We start from the raw sequence: 15,349 nt of genomic DNA, 5'->3' as shown, positions 1-15,349 counted from the left end.
TTAAAATGAGAAAGCAAATAAAATTTTTAACAACGATAGCAGTTTTATCGGTAATAACGATCTCAGGTTGCAAAAAGAGCTTCTTTGATAGGACACCTCAGAGTGCAATAACAATAGATAATTATTATAAATCAGTATCAGAAGTTCAGGCGACAACAAATGCGCTTTATAGTGTAACCTGGTTTGGCTGGTGTGGAAAATCTGGTTGGGCTATTACTGATTTGGCTGCTGGTAACGGCAAAGGTTCATCTTCAGATATCGTAAACTTCTTCAATTTTTCAGTTACCAGTGGTAACTCTCAACTGGAATCTGCATGGAATGCCTTATTTACTGTAGTCGCTCAGGCGAATGCTGTAATTAATACACTGCCAGTTAAGGTTGATCCTGGTGTGGACAAAGCTGTAGTAAATAATGCCTTAGGTGAGGCGCGTTTGTGGAGGGCTTTAGCCTACTTTCATTTGGTAAGAACTTTTGGCCCCGTTCCAATAATCGAGAATAGTGCTGATTATATTAAAGATTATCAGGTTAATACTGCCCCTATACCAGATATTTACAAGTTTATGGTGAATGACCTAAAATTTGCTGAAGCCAATTTAACGCCTATGATCAGGTCTGGTTATGGGACGGGCAGGCTTTCAAGTGGTTCTGCCTCTGCATTATTGTCCAAGGTTTACCTATATATGCAGGATTACACCAATGCCAGATTAGAAGCACAAAAAGTAATCAGCAGTGGGGAATTTAAGCTCTATGGAACGGACATTACCAGTAAAACCTATAACGACCTTTTCTTAACAGAAAATAATAATAATGAGGAATCGGTAATCGCTTTGCAATGGGCAAAGACGGGTAATTACGGAGAAGGAAATCCTCAGCAGGCTGCATTTGCTTTTAATGGCATTACTACTACAGGTGATGGTTACAGCTTATTGGCTCCAACTTATGATTTGCAGGATCTCTATCAATCTGGTGATAAGCGTAGAAAAGCAACAATCATGTTGCCTGGAGATTTCTACCCTGAAATTAATAAGGTAAACGGTGGTTATACTTTCCCTTTAACAGCTAACCCCGCGGATGTACATGCAGCGGTTAAAAAATATGTCGTGGGAAGCCCTGCAGATAATGGAGGATTTGGTGGTCGTCAGGCAGCAGCGAACAACACCTACATGATGCGATACTCCGAAGTTTATTTAATCCTAGCTGAAGCTATCATGAATGGGGCTTCCGCTAGTACGGACGGTGCTGCACTTAGTGCCATTAATAAAGTTAGAAACAGGGCTGGTCTGGGTGATTTAACGATAATTAACAGAAACTACACGGTACCAAATCCTGCTGCAGCAGTAGCCGGTGCTCCGGCTCAGACACCTGCCAGATTAATTGTCGATGATATTTTAAATGAGCGAAGGCGTGAATTAGCATTTGAGAATGATTTTTGGTTCGATTTAGGAAGATTGGATGGTTTTAATACCACAAATCATCCTAGAGCCATTGCTCTTATTGCTCAACAGGATAGAGGGGGAGCAAATAATGATGTTGTACCCAAAAGATATGGAAATGGTTATGTGACCATCACAAATAAAGATTTCTATTTCCTTTATCCAGCTGCAGAAACCAATGCAAATCCAAAACTTTTGCTTCCACCAGTGCCATACGCATTTAAATAATGAAAATTATGAGAAATATCTTAAAAAAACCTGCAAGCATATTATTGCTTCTGCCAATAATTATGGTGACTATATTTTCTTCTTGTAAGAAAGGAGAATCAGATGGAGCTAAAGCTTCACCGACAATTGAAAGAATCCGTATCATCGCTAGACTTGATACGATTAAATCTGTTACACATCGTTTTACCTTGGATCAAAATCAGATATATGATGATTATAGGCTAGTGCCGTTCGACTCAACTGTAGTAAGCGGAGCTTTGAATAATGTATACGCTATTGTTGGTACAAATTTAAAAACAACTTCCGCAGTTTCTTTTAATGGATTTCCAGTCTATTTTAATCCAACCTTAGTAACCGAAAATAGCGTAATAGTAAATACAGGGAAATTTACACCTTATGGTCCAGGGCAATCTGATGAGATTATCCTGACTACAAAATTCGGAACTGTTAAATTTAAGTTTCCAATAAAGCAACCTATCGCATCAATAACGGATTTCGCTCCTTTAGCTGCAGGAGCTAATGAAATTGTTACGATAAATGGAACAACCTTTGAAAACCTGATAGCAGTAAGATTCGGAACAATTAATGCAGAAATAGTAGGTACACCCACCAAAACGCAAATTAAAGTTAAAGTGCCGGCAGGCGTAGTTCAAGCAAATATCTTTGTGGAAACAGCAGGTGGAATTGCTAAGTCTGCGGGCGCTTTTGGATTTAAATACGTAGTGTTTGATGAGGCATTAGCGACCAGCTGGCAAACTAGTGCATTTAATACAGGAACAACTGTAATAAGTTTAGTTAATCCAAAAAGAGATTTGAAATCCCTGCAAACAAATTTTGGAGCAGGTTATGATGGTTTTAAAATATTTTATAACGGTGCAATAATCAATACTGCAACCTTAGGATTAACATCTATAAAACTTTCTATATATGGTGGGCCAGGCTCGACTGGTAAAAGAGTTTATTTAACCATCAATGGCAATTATAATGCAACAGCGCGAGTGCTACTCACACTTACTGCAGGAGTATATACAGATTTTACAGTACCTCTATCTTCCTTGGGTAGTCCTGGAACAATAACAGAAATTGTTCTGCAAGAGTACAGCGGTTTTGCACCAAGCGTTATTTATGTAGATGATATTGGCTTTATTTAAAAATATAGTTTTCCTAACGCAAGCATTCAGTTTTGCGTTAGGATTTTTTTTGATTTCAATAGTAATATAAAAACAATCATAATGAAAATCACAAATTACCTTCTTATTTTCAGTAAGTTTCTTGCAGTAATCCTGATCTGTTTTGTTGGATGTAAAAAAAGCACCGCAGTTGCAAGTGTTGAAGAAAAACCAGCTGTAGTACCAGTGGTTATTAAACCAGTAGAAGTGAATTTTGGTAATGGCGTTAATCTACAGCCCTCATATGCTAATAACGGTGTGGTTAAATTTGGCTGGGAATTGATGAAACAGTATACTAAAATAAAAACGGTACGTATAGAAATTGAACCTGATAAGGTTAGTCAGGGTAAATTGTGGATACAGCAGGCCCTAAGCAATGGGTACAGTGTTATTGCTACTTATCATAAATACACAGTTCTTGGTTCAGATGATGCAAATGAAGTTGTTGCTGCAGCAAATTGGTGGAAAACAAACTATGCTAGCTTATCTGCTTCTGGAGCATTTACCATTAACTTAATAAATGAATGGGGAAGCCATGGTATTACCGCAAAAAATTATGCTGAAACCTACAACAATGCGATTTCAATAATAAGAGGCGTATATACTGGAAAAATAATTATTGATTGCCCAGGGTATGGCCAAGAAACAACTACGGCTGCCCAGGCTATAAGTGGCACTGGTATAAGTGGCGTAAAAATTACAGATACAGATATTATTTTGTCAGCGCATGTTTATAGAAATGGATACAATCAGAATAAAGGACGTAACATAAATATCTCTGATATTGATGATCTGTATGCTACTGGAAGAGCCTGCATCATCGGTGAATTTGGCAATGAACCCGCTAATGGGCCAGTGGATTGGTCAGCTATTGTGACTCACGCAAAATCAAAAGGATTTAAAGTATTAGGATGGTGTTGGAATGGTGATGGAGGAACAATGAATATGGTCAGTCCAACATGGTATACTAATCCTAATCCAGCCGCATTTGTTCCAAACACGCCATATTTTGATGCAATTTATAATTTATTGTAGCGATTTATCCCATTGTTGGTTTATTGCAAAACACATTTTTGTCTTAACTAAATATATTATTAGATTATTTGGAAAACGACAATAATACATCTGAATTTGTATCTGGAAATTAAGCGTTCACTAAGCCAACTATTTTGAAAAACTTATTTTTAGCCCTTATCTTTTGGGTAATATTTCATGGCGCAACTGCTCAGGAAAAGTCACCAGTTCTACCAGCAATCAACATTTTAGCTGATCAATATTATGGTGTTCGGGCAGATTGGTATCTTAAAAATATTCCCTTTTTTGAATGTTCTGATAAAAAGCTTGAACAGGTTTACTATTACCGTTGGCGATTATTAAAAGCACACCTCAGAAATATTGGTGAGAAGGGATATGTTTTTACAGAATTTTTGAATGGAATGAGTTGGGATTTAAAACCCTATAATACCATCAATTGCGCAACCCCTTTTCATATCTATGAAGCCCGTTGGTTAAAAAATCATAACTATGTAGAAGATTATATCAATTACATGTATAAAAGTGGGGGCAATGACAGGCACTTCACCGAATCAATTGCAGACGCTTCATATGCTTACTATAAAGTAAATCCTGATATTGAATTTATCACTTCCCAACTAAAAGATATGTTGAGAATCTATGAAGCCTGGGATGATAAATATGATTCAACTAAACAATTATATTATATCGAGCCAATTAACGATGCAACAGAATATAGCATTTCTTCTATTGAAGCCAGTGGAGGTAAAGATGGTTTTAAAGGTGGTTTTGCTTTTCGACCATCCATAAATGCTTACATGTACGCCAATGCACTGGCCATTAAAAATATCGCATCGTTAGCTGGTAAAACCACTCTTGCCACATCTTTCGAGCAAAAGGCAAAACAAATTAAAAATATCTTCCAGGATAAGATGTGGAATAAAGAGCTTAACCATTTTACAGACCGTTACCAAAAAACAAACAAATTTGTAAAATATTGGGATTTTATCCCTGGCAGGGAATTGATAGGCTTTGTGCCATGGGTTTTCAATATGCCAGATGACAAGTCAGTGTTCAATCGGTCCTGGAAACAGCTGACCGACACAAATGCTTTCAACGGCAAATACGGATTGAGAACAGTGGAACCTTCCTACCAATATTACATGAAGCAATACCGTTATGATAAGGCAACGGGTTTGAAAGAATGTCAATGGAACGGTCCCAGTTGGCCATATCAGACTACTCAGGTGTTAATGGGAATGGCAAACTTGATCCATAATTATCATCAAAATATTATCACTTCTAAAGTTTATATACATGAATTGCAAAAATATGCGAATCAGCATTTTTACAAAGACTCCTTAAATATTCTAGAAAACTATAATCCTGATAAAAACGAATCTATAGTGTACATTGATGAAAGAAGCGAACATTACAATCATTCTGGTTTCACTAATTTGATTATTTCCGGTTTATGCGGAATTATACCTGCAGATGGAAATCAATTGAAGATACAGCCAATAGTGAGCGATGAGATTACTTATTTTAGTTTGCAAAACCTTGATTATCATGGACACGAGATTAATTTAATTTATGACAAAAGTGGAAAAAAATACTCTTCAGGAAAAGGTCTTTCTGTATTTGTTGATGGTAAACGACTGAAAGAAATAAAAAAAAATGTCTATCAAATTCCAAATGCACGGGTTCTCAGTAATATTAAAATACCAGTTAATCTCGCTGTCAATTTAGCAGGGAAAGACTTTCCAAAAGCGACCGCCTCTTTTACAAACAGTTTGTATAATCCCTTAATGGCAATCGACGGTAGAGTGTGGGATTTTGAAAACGTAAGAAATAGTTGGACAAACCTTGGCTCTGTAAATAAAGAAGATTGGCTGGAAATTAATTTTGAAAAAGATAGAATTATACAGGGCTTAAAAGTATTCTTTCGGCAAGAGCACAACCGTTTTGAAAAACCGAAATATTATGAGTTTTCTTATTGGGATAACGGAAACTGGAAAAAGTTAATCTTGGGAGAGAATAAAAGTAGAAGTGAATTGGATGATTCATATTCTTTCACCCCAATCACAACTATTAAAATTAGATTTAATGTATCAAATAAATTGGGTAAAGGAGATACATCGATTACAGAATTGGAAGTATACTAAATTATAAATACACACTCCCACAAATGCACTAACAACGTGACCGCCTATGATGTTTCTGGGCTGTGTCAACGGGCTGTTTATTATGCCATATATGAGTACTGAGCTCGCGCCAAAGGAACCTATGACAAATAGGTTATCATATGCTGTGAAATACTCACTATGGATTAAGCCTACAAGTGCAATGCCTACAAACGAGCCTAGAAAAGTCATTCGTTATGACCATGACCTCCCATAGTCAGGTAGCGGGAAATGATCATATCCCAAACGATTTCACGCACCCTCGCTTGATCCCCATAATGGATTATTCCGACGTACGTTGTATTTGATGCATAGGAAAAACCGATTTGCTGATTGAGCAGGTGGTCAGAAAAGGTTGCTACGAGAGAAGTGAAATAATAGGATCCTGGATGAGCCTTGAAAATAGCGTAAATCTGTTCGGTCATTTCTTCAGTGCTCAATGTAAGGGTTGGCAAGTCGCCATGAATTGTATTGCTAACCATAAACTTAGATTGGGTTGAGTTCAAGCCATTCGCTTACGCAAATGGTATAGGCAATAAAGGAAAGATTTGCCCTGTCCCAGTGTGCATTCAGACAGTAATCAGGCAAAGCTGCATTGAAGGTCAGGAACCGGTCGTAAATAAAGTTACCGCTAGGTATACTCTTACGCCGTGAATTATTAAACAGAAAATCACGCACCTTATTCATCAGTATTTCAATAGAGTTATCATGGCTGGCAATGTCTGTGCCCGCCAGATCAGAAACAAAAATCTGATATCTGTATTGCTCACTATCCAGAACCAAAGCCTTTTTTTCTTTATTATAATGACCTTTTGCTGCATAGCGCTGCGCCCCAAGAAAAAGGCCCAGTTCCAGCGGCATATTGAATCTAGCCAGCCCTGATTCGGCATCCAAATCAGCCTTGGAGATGTCATGAATGCCATACTTGCAGTCTTCAATGATGCGGACAATCTTACTGAAACGTACATCCCCACCGTCATCTTCTTCCCGCGCACATCTGGCGATGAAACCACAGTCATGGATTGTGAATACGATTGCCTCGAACATGTTGTGATAACCCTGATCAAAAGGGCAATTAATGAAGACGTTATTGAGGAAATCAGCGGGCTGTACCATTATTTGTTCCCTGTTTTTTTAATGGCCGCCTGAACTTTTTTAACCATGCTAACCGTAGCCCGTGGATTTCTTTTAACTTTTCTTTTTGCTGCGGTTTTCTGATCTGCTGTCACTGGCTTGGCTTTGACTGTCTTTGTCATTGCGGGTTTTGATGCCGTTTTTTTTATAGGTGTTTTTTTTAAAGCTCTGGCGGCTTCCTTTTGTAACGTTTCCAGTTTTTTGTCACTTCTGGCATCCCGGCCATCAAGATTTTTAATTGTACCCGGTGCCACTCCGAGTTTTTTCTCAAGACCCTTTACGGTAATATCTTTTCTGATTTTTCTGGCCATTGATTCTAATTTGCCCTAATATAAATATTTAGCTCCTGATTTACCTCTCACTCAGGCATTTTCCTACATGGTTGTAATTAGTCGTTTAGGAAGAGTGGATTATACACTGCTAATATACCCGTTTCGATCATCGCATCACCTCATCGGCTCTGATAGTCTGAAAGTGTTATTTTTGGCAGTCGGTAAATAATATACTTAGGCTACTTAGTTTTAAGTATTTTTTGAGGCTAAAGTGGCTAAACTAGAATAGATTGATCCGTCGCACCAGAAATTAAATTTAATATAGATTATTGCTTGTCTTTGTATCCATGTTTTCGCGCAGAGGGGTTAGTGGAATGGTTTTTCCAGTTTATCCACATTAGGGCAAAAATTAGAAACTTTTATTCTTGACATTTGCCAAGTTTTTGTGTTCTAAATTTTTAGTACAACGGTTGCCATTTTTCCGAAAAACTAGATTTTTATATAAATCCCTTGCTCTTTAAGTCATCGACAATTGGCCCAAGGACCTGTAAGAAAGCACTTAAGTGTTCAAAGTATTCCTCCGAGAGGGTACTTAATAACAATGAAAAGCCCTGTAAACTCACAATTTACAGGGCTTTTTTGCTTAAAAAAATAAGTTCTAAATTTCATCGTCAAGCATTGAAGGTTTTTACGTCACTCAAACTAATTGGCCTTTAAGTTGTTAACTTAACAAGCAATAATAATGTTATGATTAATATTTCGAAATACACAAATACGTATGTGCTGGAAGCTGTGAGGAAAGGAGATTATATTTGCCTTGACAACGGTAAGAGAGGAGAAGTTGTAGATATTCAGATATTGAAACACAATACGCAGAACGAATATTTCTATAAAATAAAAAACGACGGGATAATCTTAGTTATAAAATAACCAGTCAGATTTGTTAGGCGAAAGCAGGAAAAGCCATCAGCAATAAAAAATTCTAAAATTTATCGTAGTCGCGTGGCATTGGTTCTGCTGAATAATAGCAATAAACCATTGCGCAAATTGAAATAAAATAGAAAGAACCAAGAATTAGAAATAATGTGCTCATAATATAACTATTTGGTTAAAATACTATAACGTTAAGTTAATCAGAATTATTTTGTTAATGAGCATTAATTTCTAATGTACCACAATGATTACACAATATGGAAAGAAATATCGCACAGTAAGTACCTACCTGGCCTGAAACTTATCTCGATATTGTGAAGGAGTCATTCCAACAGTTTTCCTGAAAATCTTCCTAAATGCCTTCGGATCGTTATAGCCAGAATTATAAATAACTTCAGTCATCTGTTGTGCGGTTTGCTCTAATAGTTTTTTCGCAGCTTCAATCCTGGTTTGTTGCAGATATTCAATTGGGGTTATACCAATAACCTGTTTAAAACGCCTTACAATATTTCTCCGACTAGAAGGTATATCTTTAATCATTTCTTCAATCGTTGCTACATCCTGATAATTGCTTTCAATTTTCTGCTGTGCTGATGCCACAAGCTCGTCATTATGATGCCTAGTTGGTTGAAAAGAACTGAAGTAAGATTGGTTATGTCTGTCCATATCAATAGCAAAAACTTTCGCTGTTTTAATGGCCAAATCTTTTCCACAATGTATCTGCAACAAGTACAGTAACAGGTGAAAGGTTGAGGTTGCGCCACCACTGGTAAACAATCTGCCGTCTTGGGTAACCGTTTTATCAGGTTTTAAGCGTACAGCCGGAAATGCCGATGCGAAAGCGTTGCAGGCATCAACATGTGTCGTGGCGGCTTTACCGTCGAGTAGGCCGGTTGCACCTAATAAAAATGCACCAGTACAAAAAGTCGCCACTTCTGCGCCGGCATTATATTGTTTGATAATCCATGGTATAAAGCGTTGGTTGGCACCAATTGTATCCTTTATATTGTCTGTTGTGAATGATGGAATTAGTACTAAGTCATAGCACTCGCCATCGTCGATAGTTGCAGCATTATAATTGCCAAAGAAGCTATCCAGGCTTTTTTCTGCTGTTAGTAGACAGATATCAAAGGCCGATTGCGAATTATTTGTCGCCTGAAATTTATTTGCACTGTCGAAAACTTCCAAAATGGCAGCAACACTTAAAAGCTTGTAATGTTGAGGAATTATTATAGCAATTTTAATCATCCGGTTAGATTTAGTATCGTAAATATAATAATAATTGTCTTAAACGCCCCCTAAGGTTGACTTTTACGGCAACCGCTAGAGGCATTTTTACTGCTAACTTTAATCTCAGTTAAGCGAACAAGAATAATAGAAATGGAAAACGATCCTACGAGTAGTAAAATGTACGGCCTTATTGTGCTGCATGAAATGCATACAGACTTTTTGTTCCGGGCCCTGGAAGGAATTAGCGAAGAGGATGCTGAGCAAAGGTTGGGTACTAAAGCAAATCATATTGCCTGGATAACGGGAAGCATTGTTTATGGTAGATTCCAGTTGACAAAAATGTTGGGTGTTAACGTCGAAGCGTCAACCGGAGCATTTTTTGAAAACAATAAAGGAATTATTGCTGAGGCAAAATATCCCTCTATTGCAGATTTTGAAAATGATTGGAGAAAAATCTCACCGGTATTGCTGGAAGCCCTGACTAACGCGACTGATGCACAACTAGATGCGCCCTTCGAAATGCCGGAACTGGAAATGACAGTTTTCGACTTCATTTCTTTCACAACCTACCGGGAAGCGAGTTGCATAGGGCAGATAGCATTATGGCGCAGGCTATTAGGATATCCGGCAATGAATTATATGTAGTGTATGGAAAAATTATTTGAGGAAACGAAACAAACATTTGCCGATTTCCAGACTTTGTTTGCAAAATTTCGGGAAAGCCAGGTTAATCAGGTTCCTTTTGTGGGCAGTTGGACGGCCGGACAACTTGTTGAACATGTTAATTTATCAAATGCAGGTTTTGCAGAGGTTATGAATGGCGAAACCGAAAATACATTTCGAAAACCAGATGAAAAAGTTGAGGACATAAAACATGTCCTTTTAGATTTTGATTTAAAGCTAAACGCTCCAGATTTTATTGTTCCACCGGAAAAAGAATACGATAAAATTGTTCAGCTTGATAGACTTGCAGAAATTGAATCGGGTATTCTAAAGGTCGTGTCAACGCTCGATTTATCAGCAACATGCAAAGCTTTCGAACTACCGCAAATGGGCTATCTCACAAGGCAGGAAGCAGTATATTTTGTACTATTTCATACCCAGCGGCATACAAGGCAACTGGCAACGATATTTAGTAAACTTGCATAAAAAAATAGCCATCACCGAAAAAATAATTGGGTGCATTAGAAAAAAAACAATCCTTTTATTATTTTTAAATAACCAAACCAATCGTAAATTATGAAAATCGCAACTATTATTGTCCGGGTATTACTTGGCGCAATGTATCTTTTCGCATCTGTTAGCTACTTTCTAAAGTACATGCCAGAAAAACCGGTAATGTCGCCTGAACAGATGACATTTATGGCGGGCGTTTCGGCTTCCGTTTATTTAATGCCACTGATTAAAGTTACTGAACTAATATGTGGCATTTTACTTTTAATCGGCAGAACGGCACCCCTTGCTGCTCTGGTCATTTTCCCCGTTACTTTGAACATATTCTTTTATCACCTTTATCTGGGACCGCAACAGCTACCCATGGTTGCCGTTATGCTAATTTTTAACTTGTTTTTGTTTTATGCCTACCGTAACAGGTATCTTCCGATGGTTTCCGTTTAAAATTGGAGGTCGTTGTCGTTTTTTCTATTTATTATGTTTGCATAGAAAATGCAAATTGCTATCTTTAAAAACACTAAATAGAAATCGATTATGAGAAAATTTCAAGTTTTACTGCTGCTATTTGCAGCTATAAGTTTTAACGCAATTGCTCAAAGTAAGGATGCAGTTGTTGGGAAATGGTTAAATCCTTCCGGAGAAGGGCAAATAGAAATTTATAAAAAAGGCGATAAATATTTCGGCAAGCTGGCCTGGTTAAAGGAACCAAATATCAATGGCAAACCTAAAACAGATGTTAAAAACCCAACCGCAAGTTTACAAAACCGGCCTTTACTAAATTTGGAAATTTTGAAGGATTTTGTGTATGAAGACGGCAAATGGACAGATGGAACTATTTATGATCCTAAAAGTGGAAAAACTTACAGCTGTAATATTTCGCTCAAAGGCAACGATGTAATGAATGTTAGAGGTTACATCGGAATTTCGCTTTTGGGTCGTTCAGAAAGCTTTAGAAGGGTTAAATAAATTATTCTAAATATGAAGAAATTATTATGGTGCCTGATTATGGCACCTTTTTTTTGTGCTAGCCAAACCCAAACTTTTAGTGTTTTAAACGAAAATTCCAAAACCAGTTTACGGGGCTTGAGTGTGGTTGACAATCGCGTTACCTGGGTTAGTGGCAGTAATGGCGCTGTGGGAAAAACGGTAGACGGTGGTGCAACCTGGCAATGGATAAAACCAAAAGGTTACGAGAAACTAGATTTTCGAGATATCGAAGCCTTTAACGAGAAGGAGGCAATTATTGTTAATGCAGGTTCGCCTGCTTATGTATTAAAAACTGTTGATGGAGGTGAACACTGGATTGAAACCTATAAAAATGCCGACACAGCCATTTTTTTGGACTGTTTAGGATTTTGGGATAAAAATAAAGCGATAATTTTTGGCGACCCCATTAACAACCAAATGAAGCTTTTGAAAAGTGTAGATGCGGGAAAAAGCTGGCAGGATATTTCTTCCAATCTTCAGATTCCGCTCGCAAAAGGTGAGGCGGCCTTTGCTGCCAGTGGAACCACGATTAAAACTTTACCGGGAGGAAAAACATGGATTGCGAGTGGTGGAACCAAATCAAATATTTATTTCTCGGCAGACTACGGAACTTCCTGGCAACGATTTAAATGTCCGATTTTACAGGGCGAGAACAGTACAGGTCCGTTTTCTATTGATTTCTACGATGCCAAAAATGGTGTGGTTGTTGGTGGTAATTATGTAAAGGATAAAGAAAACAGCAACAACGTGTTGATTACTAACGACGGAGGTAAAAACTGGCTAGAGCCGAAGATTCCCGTTGCAGGATATCGCTCAGGAGTTGCATACATCAATAAGAACACTTTAGTTGCGACAGGAACTTCAGGAACAGATATTTCTATCGATGGTGGTAAAACCTGGAAACATATCTCAGATGTTAGTTTTAACTCCGTTCAGAAAGCAAAAAAAGGCAATATGGTTGTACTCGCCGGCAATAAAGGATTTATCTACAAACTTGAAATAAAGTAAGGGTTTTAAGGCCCTTACTTATATTTTTTCCACAAAGACCGGCGTTTCCGAAACTTCTACCTGAAGTTTTCCATTGGTAACGTTTACGGTTTTATGTGCCATTTCATCTTTTCCAACTTGCAGGGTATGAATAACTGCTTGCGTAGCCGAGCCCAAATCCAGTTGATAGGTTGAAGTTCTACCTTTCTGGTCTGGAATGGTTAATACATAAATTTCTTTTTTATCAAGCTTATACAAATCAACTATAGGCTGATTGCTTATTGTAGCCGAATAAAAATAGTTTCCGATAAGTTTTTTTGTTTGGAGCATGTAATCTGCCGATGGTCTTTTAGATAAATCATCATTGTGAAATCCTGAAGAGCTATATTGCGTAGGGTTATTAACACCTCCGGCGTCGTCAAGCATATAGAATATACATCTCGAGATTCCATGTCTGGCGTATAGAAGTGAAGTCCTTAAATTCCAGTCTGCCTGTGTAATAAACGAAGTTTTCGATCCAATTGCAATTGCAGACTGAGGGGTTTTACCAACGTCGTAACCGGTTTCCGTAACCCATACTTCCAGCCCGGGAGCGTTTTCCTTTGCCATTTTTATAAACTTATCAGCAACAGAACCAATTTCCGAAAGCTCCGGGGCTACGCCGGTAGTAGCGTTTCCGCCATTTAAAAAAGCATCGTTTGCGTACAAGTGGTAATTAATAACATCAAAGCACAAATCAATAGTTCCATCGGCCTTTAAGCCTCTGTTTTTTCTACACCATTCAACCATTTTAGCAACAAACTCGGGTTTTGCATCTCCCAGGCCGGCCATAACTACCTTCATGTTTGGGTCAGCCGTTTTTACGCCAACGTTTTTACCCATTTTTCCTTTGTTGCCATCGTAAAAAGCCGATAAGTTTGCAGCATATTCTTCAGCACTTTGTTGTGCCTTTTTCCCTGCCCACCATTTATCAGGCTCATTATTACATTCAACATATTTTACAAGGTCTAAGCCAATTTTTACTGAATTTAAATCATCTGCGTTCCATCTTGGGGCCGTATTAACCGAAACTAAAGCTGGATCTACATTTCGGTTAGAACCATATCTGGCTGCAAACTGAAAGCCCATTCTTGCCTGCTTAATGTACGATTCAGGATTGCTTTTATCGGCTCCAAAATTAACCGGCGTATTATCTCCGCCCCGCTGGTCGGCCGGATAAGTATTCATAAGCCATGGTGGAATATTTTTGATACAAACCAGCAGGCCAAGGTTATCTGCTTTCAACCTGCTGTATATCACGTCATAATAAGAGCCGCCAGAGTGCGTGGGATTAAAGGTGTATTTACCTTCGGTCGATTCCATTCGTTCCCAATCTAGGTAATGTCTAATCCCTCCGAAACAATTTATTGTTGCCATCCTAACCTCACTAATTCGATTAGACTGGTTTGGCTCTGTAAAGTCCCACTCAAAAGCATTAACACCCAAATAGTTTTTAAACGCAATATTAGACGTTACTTTACCCGGGTTTTGAGTAAGTTCAATTTCCTCTGCTGTTTTTGGGCCTTTTGAACAGGAGCAAAGAACCAGAAAAATGACGATCGTACTAAGGCTTTTTCTCATTATACTTTTGCTGTGTTAGGCGAGTTTACTTTTAAATAATTCCATTGTTCGTTGCCAGGCAAGCTTTGCTGCAGCCTCATTGTAGCGGGTGGGCGATGTGTTATTGTTAAAAGCGTGGTTTACACCGTCATATATAAAAATTTTATAATCAATGTTTGCAGCTTTTAATGCGGCTTCGTAAGCCGGAATCCCAGCATTTATGCGCTCGTCCAATCCGCCATAGTGCATCATTACGCTCGCTTTTATTTTGGGTACGTCAGCCGCTGGGGGTTGTGCGCCATAATAGGCGACAGATGCCTGCAGTTTTGGGTCATTTACAGCCAGTTTATTGGCCATGCCGCCGCCCCAGCAAAAGCCCATGCAACCAACTTTTCCATTGCCACCTTTAATTTTACGGAGGTACTCTAATCCCTTCAAATAGTTCTGTAGGTTTTTTTCCGGATCCAGTTTTCCGATCAATTCCCTTCCTTTATCTTCATCGGTCGGCGTGCCGCCCAGTGGTGATAGCGCATCTACACCAAGTGCAATAAAGCCTTCAGCAGCAACGCGTTTAGTAACATCGATAATATGTGGATTTAGGCCCCTATTCTCATGAATTACCAAAACCGCACCCAAGGCTTTTTTACCTTTTGGTTTCGCTAAAATCGCTTTCATTTCGCCCTCAACACCAGGATATGTTATTTCTTCTGATGTGATTTCATCACTTAAAAACTCAGCAGCAGCTACGTAATTATTTTCCAGCAAAGGCAAAACTGTTAACGCTAAGGCTGTACTTCCAGTCAGTATTGCGAGCTTTTTCATAAACTCTTTGCGGCTAAGCTGGCTATGTGTGTACTTATCGTACAGGTTGATGATTTTTTGATTCATGAGGGATGAGATTTATCGTAGCAGCTAAGATAACATTCTGAATCTGAAATTGAAACAATGTTAAAGTGCTAATATCCCGAGGTTTCTAAATTCATTTAATGCATTGAAAAGAAAGCTTT

Annotated in this window: 16 protein-coding genes; 10 read left to right on the top strand and 6 right to left on the bottom strand. The window is 38.2% G+C overall.

The window, feature by feature from the left end:
* Nucleotides 1–5 precede the first annotated feature (5 nt).
* The 4 genes from ASG14_RS08100 to ASG14_RS08085 all read left to right on the top strand — a co-directional run bounded on the left by ASG14_RS08100 (nucleotide 6) and on the right by ASG14_RS08085 (nucleotide 6,009).
* Nucleotides 6–1,661, top strand: a complete 1,656-nt coding sequence (locus ASG14_RS08100) for a RagB/SusD family nutrient uptake outer membrane protein (RefSeq protein WP_056870956.1) — start codon at nucleotides 6–8, stop codon at nucleotides 1,659–1,661.
* Nucleotides 1,662–1,669: 8 nt separating this feature from the next.
* Nucleotides 1,670–2,812, top strand: a complete 1,143-nt coding sequence (locus ASG14_RS08095; protein WP_162238722.1) for an IPT/TIG domain-containing protein — start codon at nucleotides 1,670–1,672, stop codon at nucleotides 2,810–2,812.
* An 81-nt stretch (nucleotides 2,813–2,893) separates the two neighbouring features.
* The gene (locus tag ASG14_RS08090) at nucleotides 2,894–3,865 is read left to right on the top strand and encodes a hypothetical protein (RefSeq protein ID WP_056870572.1); all 972 of its coding nucleotides are present in this window, start codon (nucleotides 2,894–2,896) and stop codon (nucleotides 3,863–3,865) included.
* Nucleotides 3,866–3,999: 134 nt separating this feature from the next.
* Entirely contained in the window at nucleotides 4,000–6,009 is a 2,010-nt protein-coding gene (locus tag ASG14_RS08085) for a discoidin domain-containing protein (protein ID WP_056870571.1), read from the top strand.
* Here ASG14_RS08085 and ASG14_RS20020 read toward each other — a convergent pair.
* The 3 genes from ASG14_RS20020 to ASG14_RS08070 all read right to left on the bottom strand — a co-directional run bounded on the left by ASG14_RS20020 (nucleotide 5,956) and on the right by ASG14_RS08070 (nucleotide 7,472).
* A complete protein-coding gene (locus ASG14_RS20020) occupies nucleotides 5,956–6,219 on the bottom strand; it encodes an HPP family protein (RefSeq protein ID WP_082491455.1) in 264 nt (87 codons plus the stop codon). The two genes, ASG14_RS08085 and ASG14_RS20020, sit on opposite strands and share 54 nt — an antisense overlap.
* 294 nt (nucleotides 6,220–6,513) lie before the next feature.
* The gene (locus tag ASG14_RS08075; protein ID WP_082491450.1) at nucleotides 6,514–7,143 is read right to left on the bottom strand and encodes a hypothetical protein; all 630 of its coding nucleotides are present in this window, start codon (nucleotides 7,141–7,143) and stop codon (nucleotides 6,514–6,516) included.
* Nucleotides 7,143–7,472 (bottom strand): hypothetical protein, encoded by a 330-nt coding sequence (locus ASG14_RS08070; protein WP_056870568.1) that lies wholly within the window; start codon nucleotides 7,470–7,472, stop codon nucleotides 7,143–7,145. The genes ASG14_RS08075 and ASG14_RS08070 overlap by 1 nt, the downstream gene beginning before the upstream one ends.
* A gap of 708 nt (nucleotides 7,473–8,180) precedes the next feature.
* Between ASG14_RS08070 and ASG14_RS08065 the strand changes: the two genes are divergently transcribed.
* On the top strand, nucleotides 8,181–8,363 hold the full coding sequence (locus ASG14_RS08065) for a hypothetical protein (RefSeq protein WP_056870567.1): 183 nt from the start codon (nucleotides 8,181–8,183) through the stop codon (nucleotides 8,361–8,363).
* A 288-nt stretch (nucleotides 8,364–8,651) separates the two neighbouring features.
* Here ASG14_RS08065 and ASG14_RS08060 read toward each other — a convergent pair whose 3' ends face one another.
* Nucleotides 8,652–9,614, bottom strand: a complete 963-nt coding sequence (locus tag ASG14_RS08060; protein WP_056870566.1) for a GlxA family transcriptional regulator — start codon at nucleotides 9,612–9,614, stop codon at nucleotides 8,652–8,654.
* A gap of 132 nt (nucleotides 9,615–9,746) precedes the next feature.
* On the opposite strand from ASG14_RS08060, the gene ASG14_RS08055 reads away from it, so the two are divergent.
* The 5 genes from ASG14_RS08055 (at nucleotide 9,747) to ASG14_RS08035 (ending at nucleotide 12,764) form a co-directional block, all read left to right on the top strand.
* Complete coding sequence (locus ASG14_RS08055) at nucleotides 9,747–10,241, top strand: DinB family protein (protein ID WP_056870565.1); 495 nt, start codon at nucleotides 9,747–9,749, stop codon at nucleotides 10,239–10,241.
* A 3-nt stretch (nucleotides 10,242–10,244) separates the two neighbouring features.
* Nucleotides 10,245–10,745, top strand: a complete 501-nt coding sequence (locus ASG14_RS08050) for a DinB family protein (RefSeq protein WP_056870564.1) — start codon at nucleotides 10,245–10,247, stop codon at nucleotides 10,743–10,745.
* Between the two features lie 90 nt (nucleotides 10,746–10,835).
* Nucleotides 10,836–11,213 (top strand): DoxX family membrane protein, encoded by a 378-nt coding sequence (locus ASG14_RS08045; protein WP_056870563.1) that lies wholly within the window; start codon nucleotides 10,836–10,838, stop codon nucleotides 11,211–11,213.
* A 90-nt stretch (nucleotides 11,214–11,303) separates the two neighbouring features.
* Nucleotides 11,304–11,735, top strand: coding sequence for a DUF2147 domain-containing protein (locus ASG14_RS08040; RefSeq protein WP_056870562.1), 432 nt, complete (start codon nucleotides 11,304–11,306; stop codon nucleotides 11,733–11,735).
* 12 nt (nucleotides 11,736–11,747) lie between these two features.
* Nucleotides 11,748–12,764, top strand: coding sequence for a YCF48-related protein (locus tag ASG14_RS08035; RefSeq protein WP_056870561.1), 1,017 nt, complete (start codon nucleotides 11,748–11,750; stop codon nucleotides 12,762–12,764).
* Between the two features lie 18 nt (nucleotides 12,765–12,782).
* Here ASG14_RS08035 and ASG14_RS08030 read toward each other — a convergent pair whose 3' ends face one another.
* Nucleotides 12,783–14,363, bottom strand: coding sequence for a hypothetical protein (locus tag ASG14_RS08030; protein ID WP_056870560.1), 1,581 nt, complete (start codon nucleotides 14,361–14,363; stop codon nucleotides 12,783–12,785).
* Between the two features lie 15 nt (nucleotides 14,364–14,378).
* The gene (locus ASG14_RS08025) at nucleotides 14,379–15,230 is read right to left on the bottom strand and encodes a dienelactone hydrolase family protein (RefSeq protein ID WP_056870559.1); all 852 of its coding nucleotides are present in this window, start codon (nucleotides 15,228–15,230) and stop codon (nucleotides 14,379–14,381) included.
* Between the last annotated feature and the right edge of the window lie 119 nt (nucleotides 15,231–15,349).

The sequence above is a fragment of the Pedobacter sp. Leaf194 genome, assembly GCF_001423945.1.
Taxonomy (GTDB): domain Bacteria; phylum Bacteroidota; class Bacteroidia; order Sphingobacteriales; family Sphingobacteriaceae; genus Pedobacter.
Note: the sequence above shows the minus strand (reverse complement) of the source record. Positions and strands in the feature narration are given on the sequence as shown.

Bases quoted from the DNA above. Each gene is read 5' to 3' on its own strand.
- ASG14_RS08100 (WP_056870956.1), top strand. From the start codon at position 6: ATGAGAAAGCAAATAAAATTTTTAACAACGATAGCAGTTTTATCGGTA.
- ASG14_RS08095 (WP_162238722.1), top strand. From the start codon at position 1,670: ATGAGAAATATCTTAAAAAAACCTGCAAGCATATTATTGCTTCTGCCA.
- ASG14_RS08090 (WP_056870572.1), top strand. From the start codon at position 2,894: ATGAAAATCACAAATTACCTTCTTATTTTCAGTAAGTTTCTTGCAGTA.
- ASG14_RS20020 (WP_082491455.1), bottom strand. From the start codon at position 6,219: ATGACTTTTCTAGGCTCGTTTGTAGGCATTGCACTTGTAGGCTTAATC.
- ASG14_RS08075 (WP_082491450.1), bottom strand. From the start codon at position 7,143: ATGGTACAGCCCGCTGATTTCCTCAATAACGTCTTCATTAATTGCCCT.
- ASG14_RS08070 (WP_056870568.1), bottom strand. From the start codon at position 7,472: ATGGCCAGAAAAATCAGAAAAGATATTACCGTAAAGGGTCTTGAGAAA.
- ASG14_RS08065 (WP_056870567.1), top strand. From the start codon at position 8,181: ATGATTAATATTTCGAAATACACAAATACGTATGTGCTGGAAGCTGTG.
- ASG14_RS08060 (WP_056870566.1), bottom strand. From the start codon at position 9,614: ATGATTAAAATTGCTATAATAATTCCTCAACATTACAAGCTTTTAAGT.
- ASG14_RS08055 (WP_056870565.1), top strand. From the start codon at position 9,747: ATGGAAAACGATCCTACGAGTAGTAAAATGTACGGCCTTATTGTGCTG.
- ASG14_RS08050 (WP_056870564.1), top strand. From the start codon at position 10,245: ATGGAAAAATTATTTGAGGAAACGAAACAAACATTTGCCGATTTCCAG.
- ASG14_RS08045 (WP_056870563.1), top strand. From the start codon at position 10,836: ATGAAAATCGCAACTATTATTGTCCGGGTATTACTTGGCGCAATGTAT.
- ASG14_RS08040 (WP_056870562.1), top strand. From the start codon at position 11,304: ATGAGAAAATTTCAAGTTTTACTGCTGCTATTTGCAGCTATAAGTTTT.
- ASG14_RS08035 (WP_056870561.1), top strand. From the start codon at position 11,748: ATGAAGAAATTATTATGGTGCCTGATTATGGCACCTTTTTTTTGTGCT.
- ASG14_RS08030 (WP_056870560.1), bottom strand. From the start codon at position 14,363: ATGAGAAAAAGCCTTAGTACGATCGTCATTTTTCTGGTTCTTTGCTCC.
- ASG14_RS08025 (WP_056870559.1), bottom strand. From the start codon at position 15,230: ATGAATCAAAAAATCATCAACCTGTACGATAAGTACACACATAGCCAG.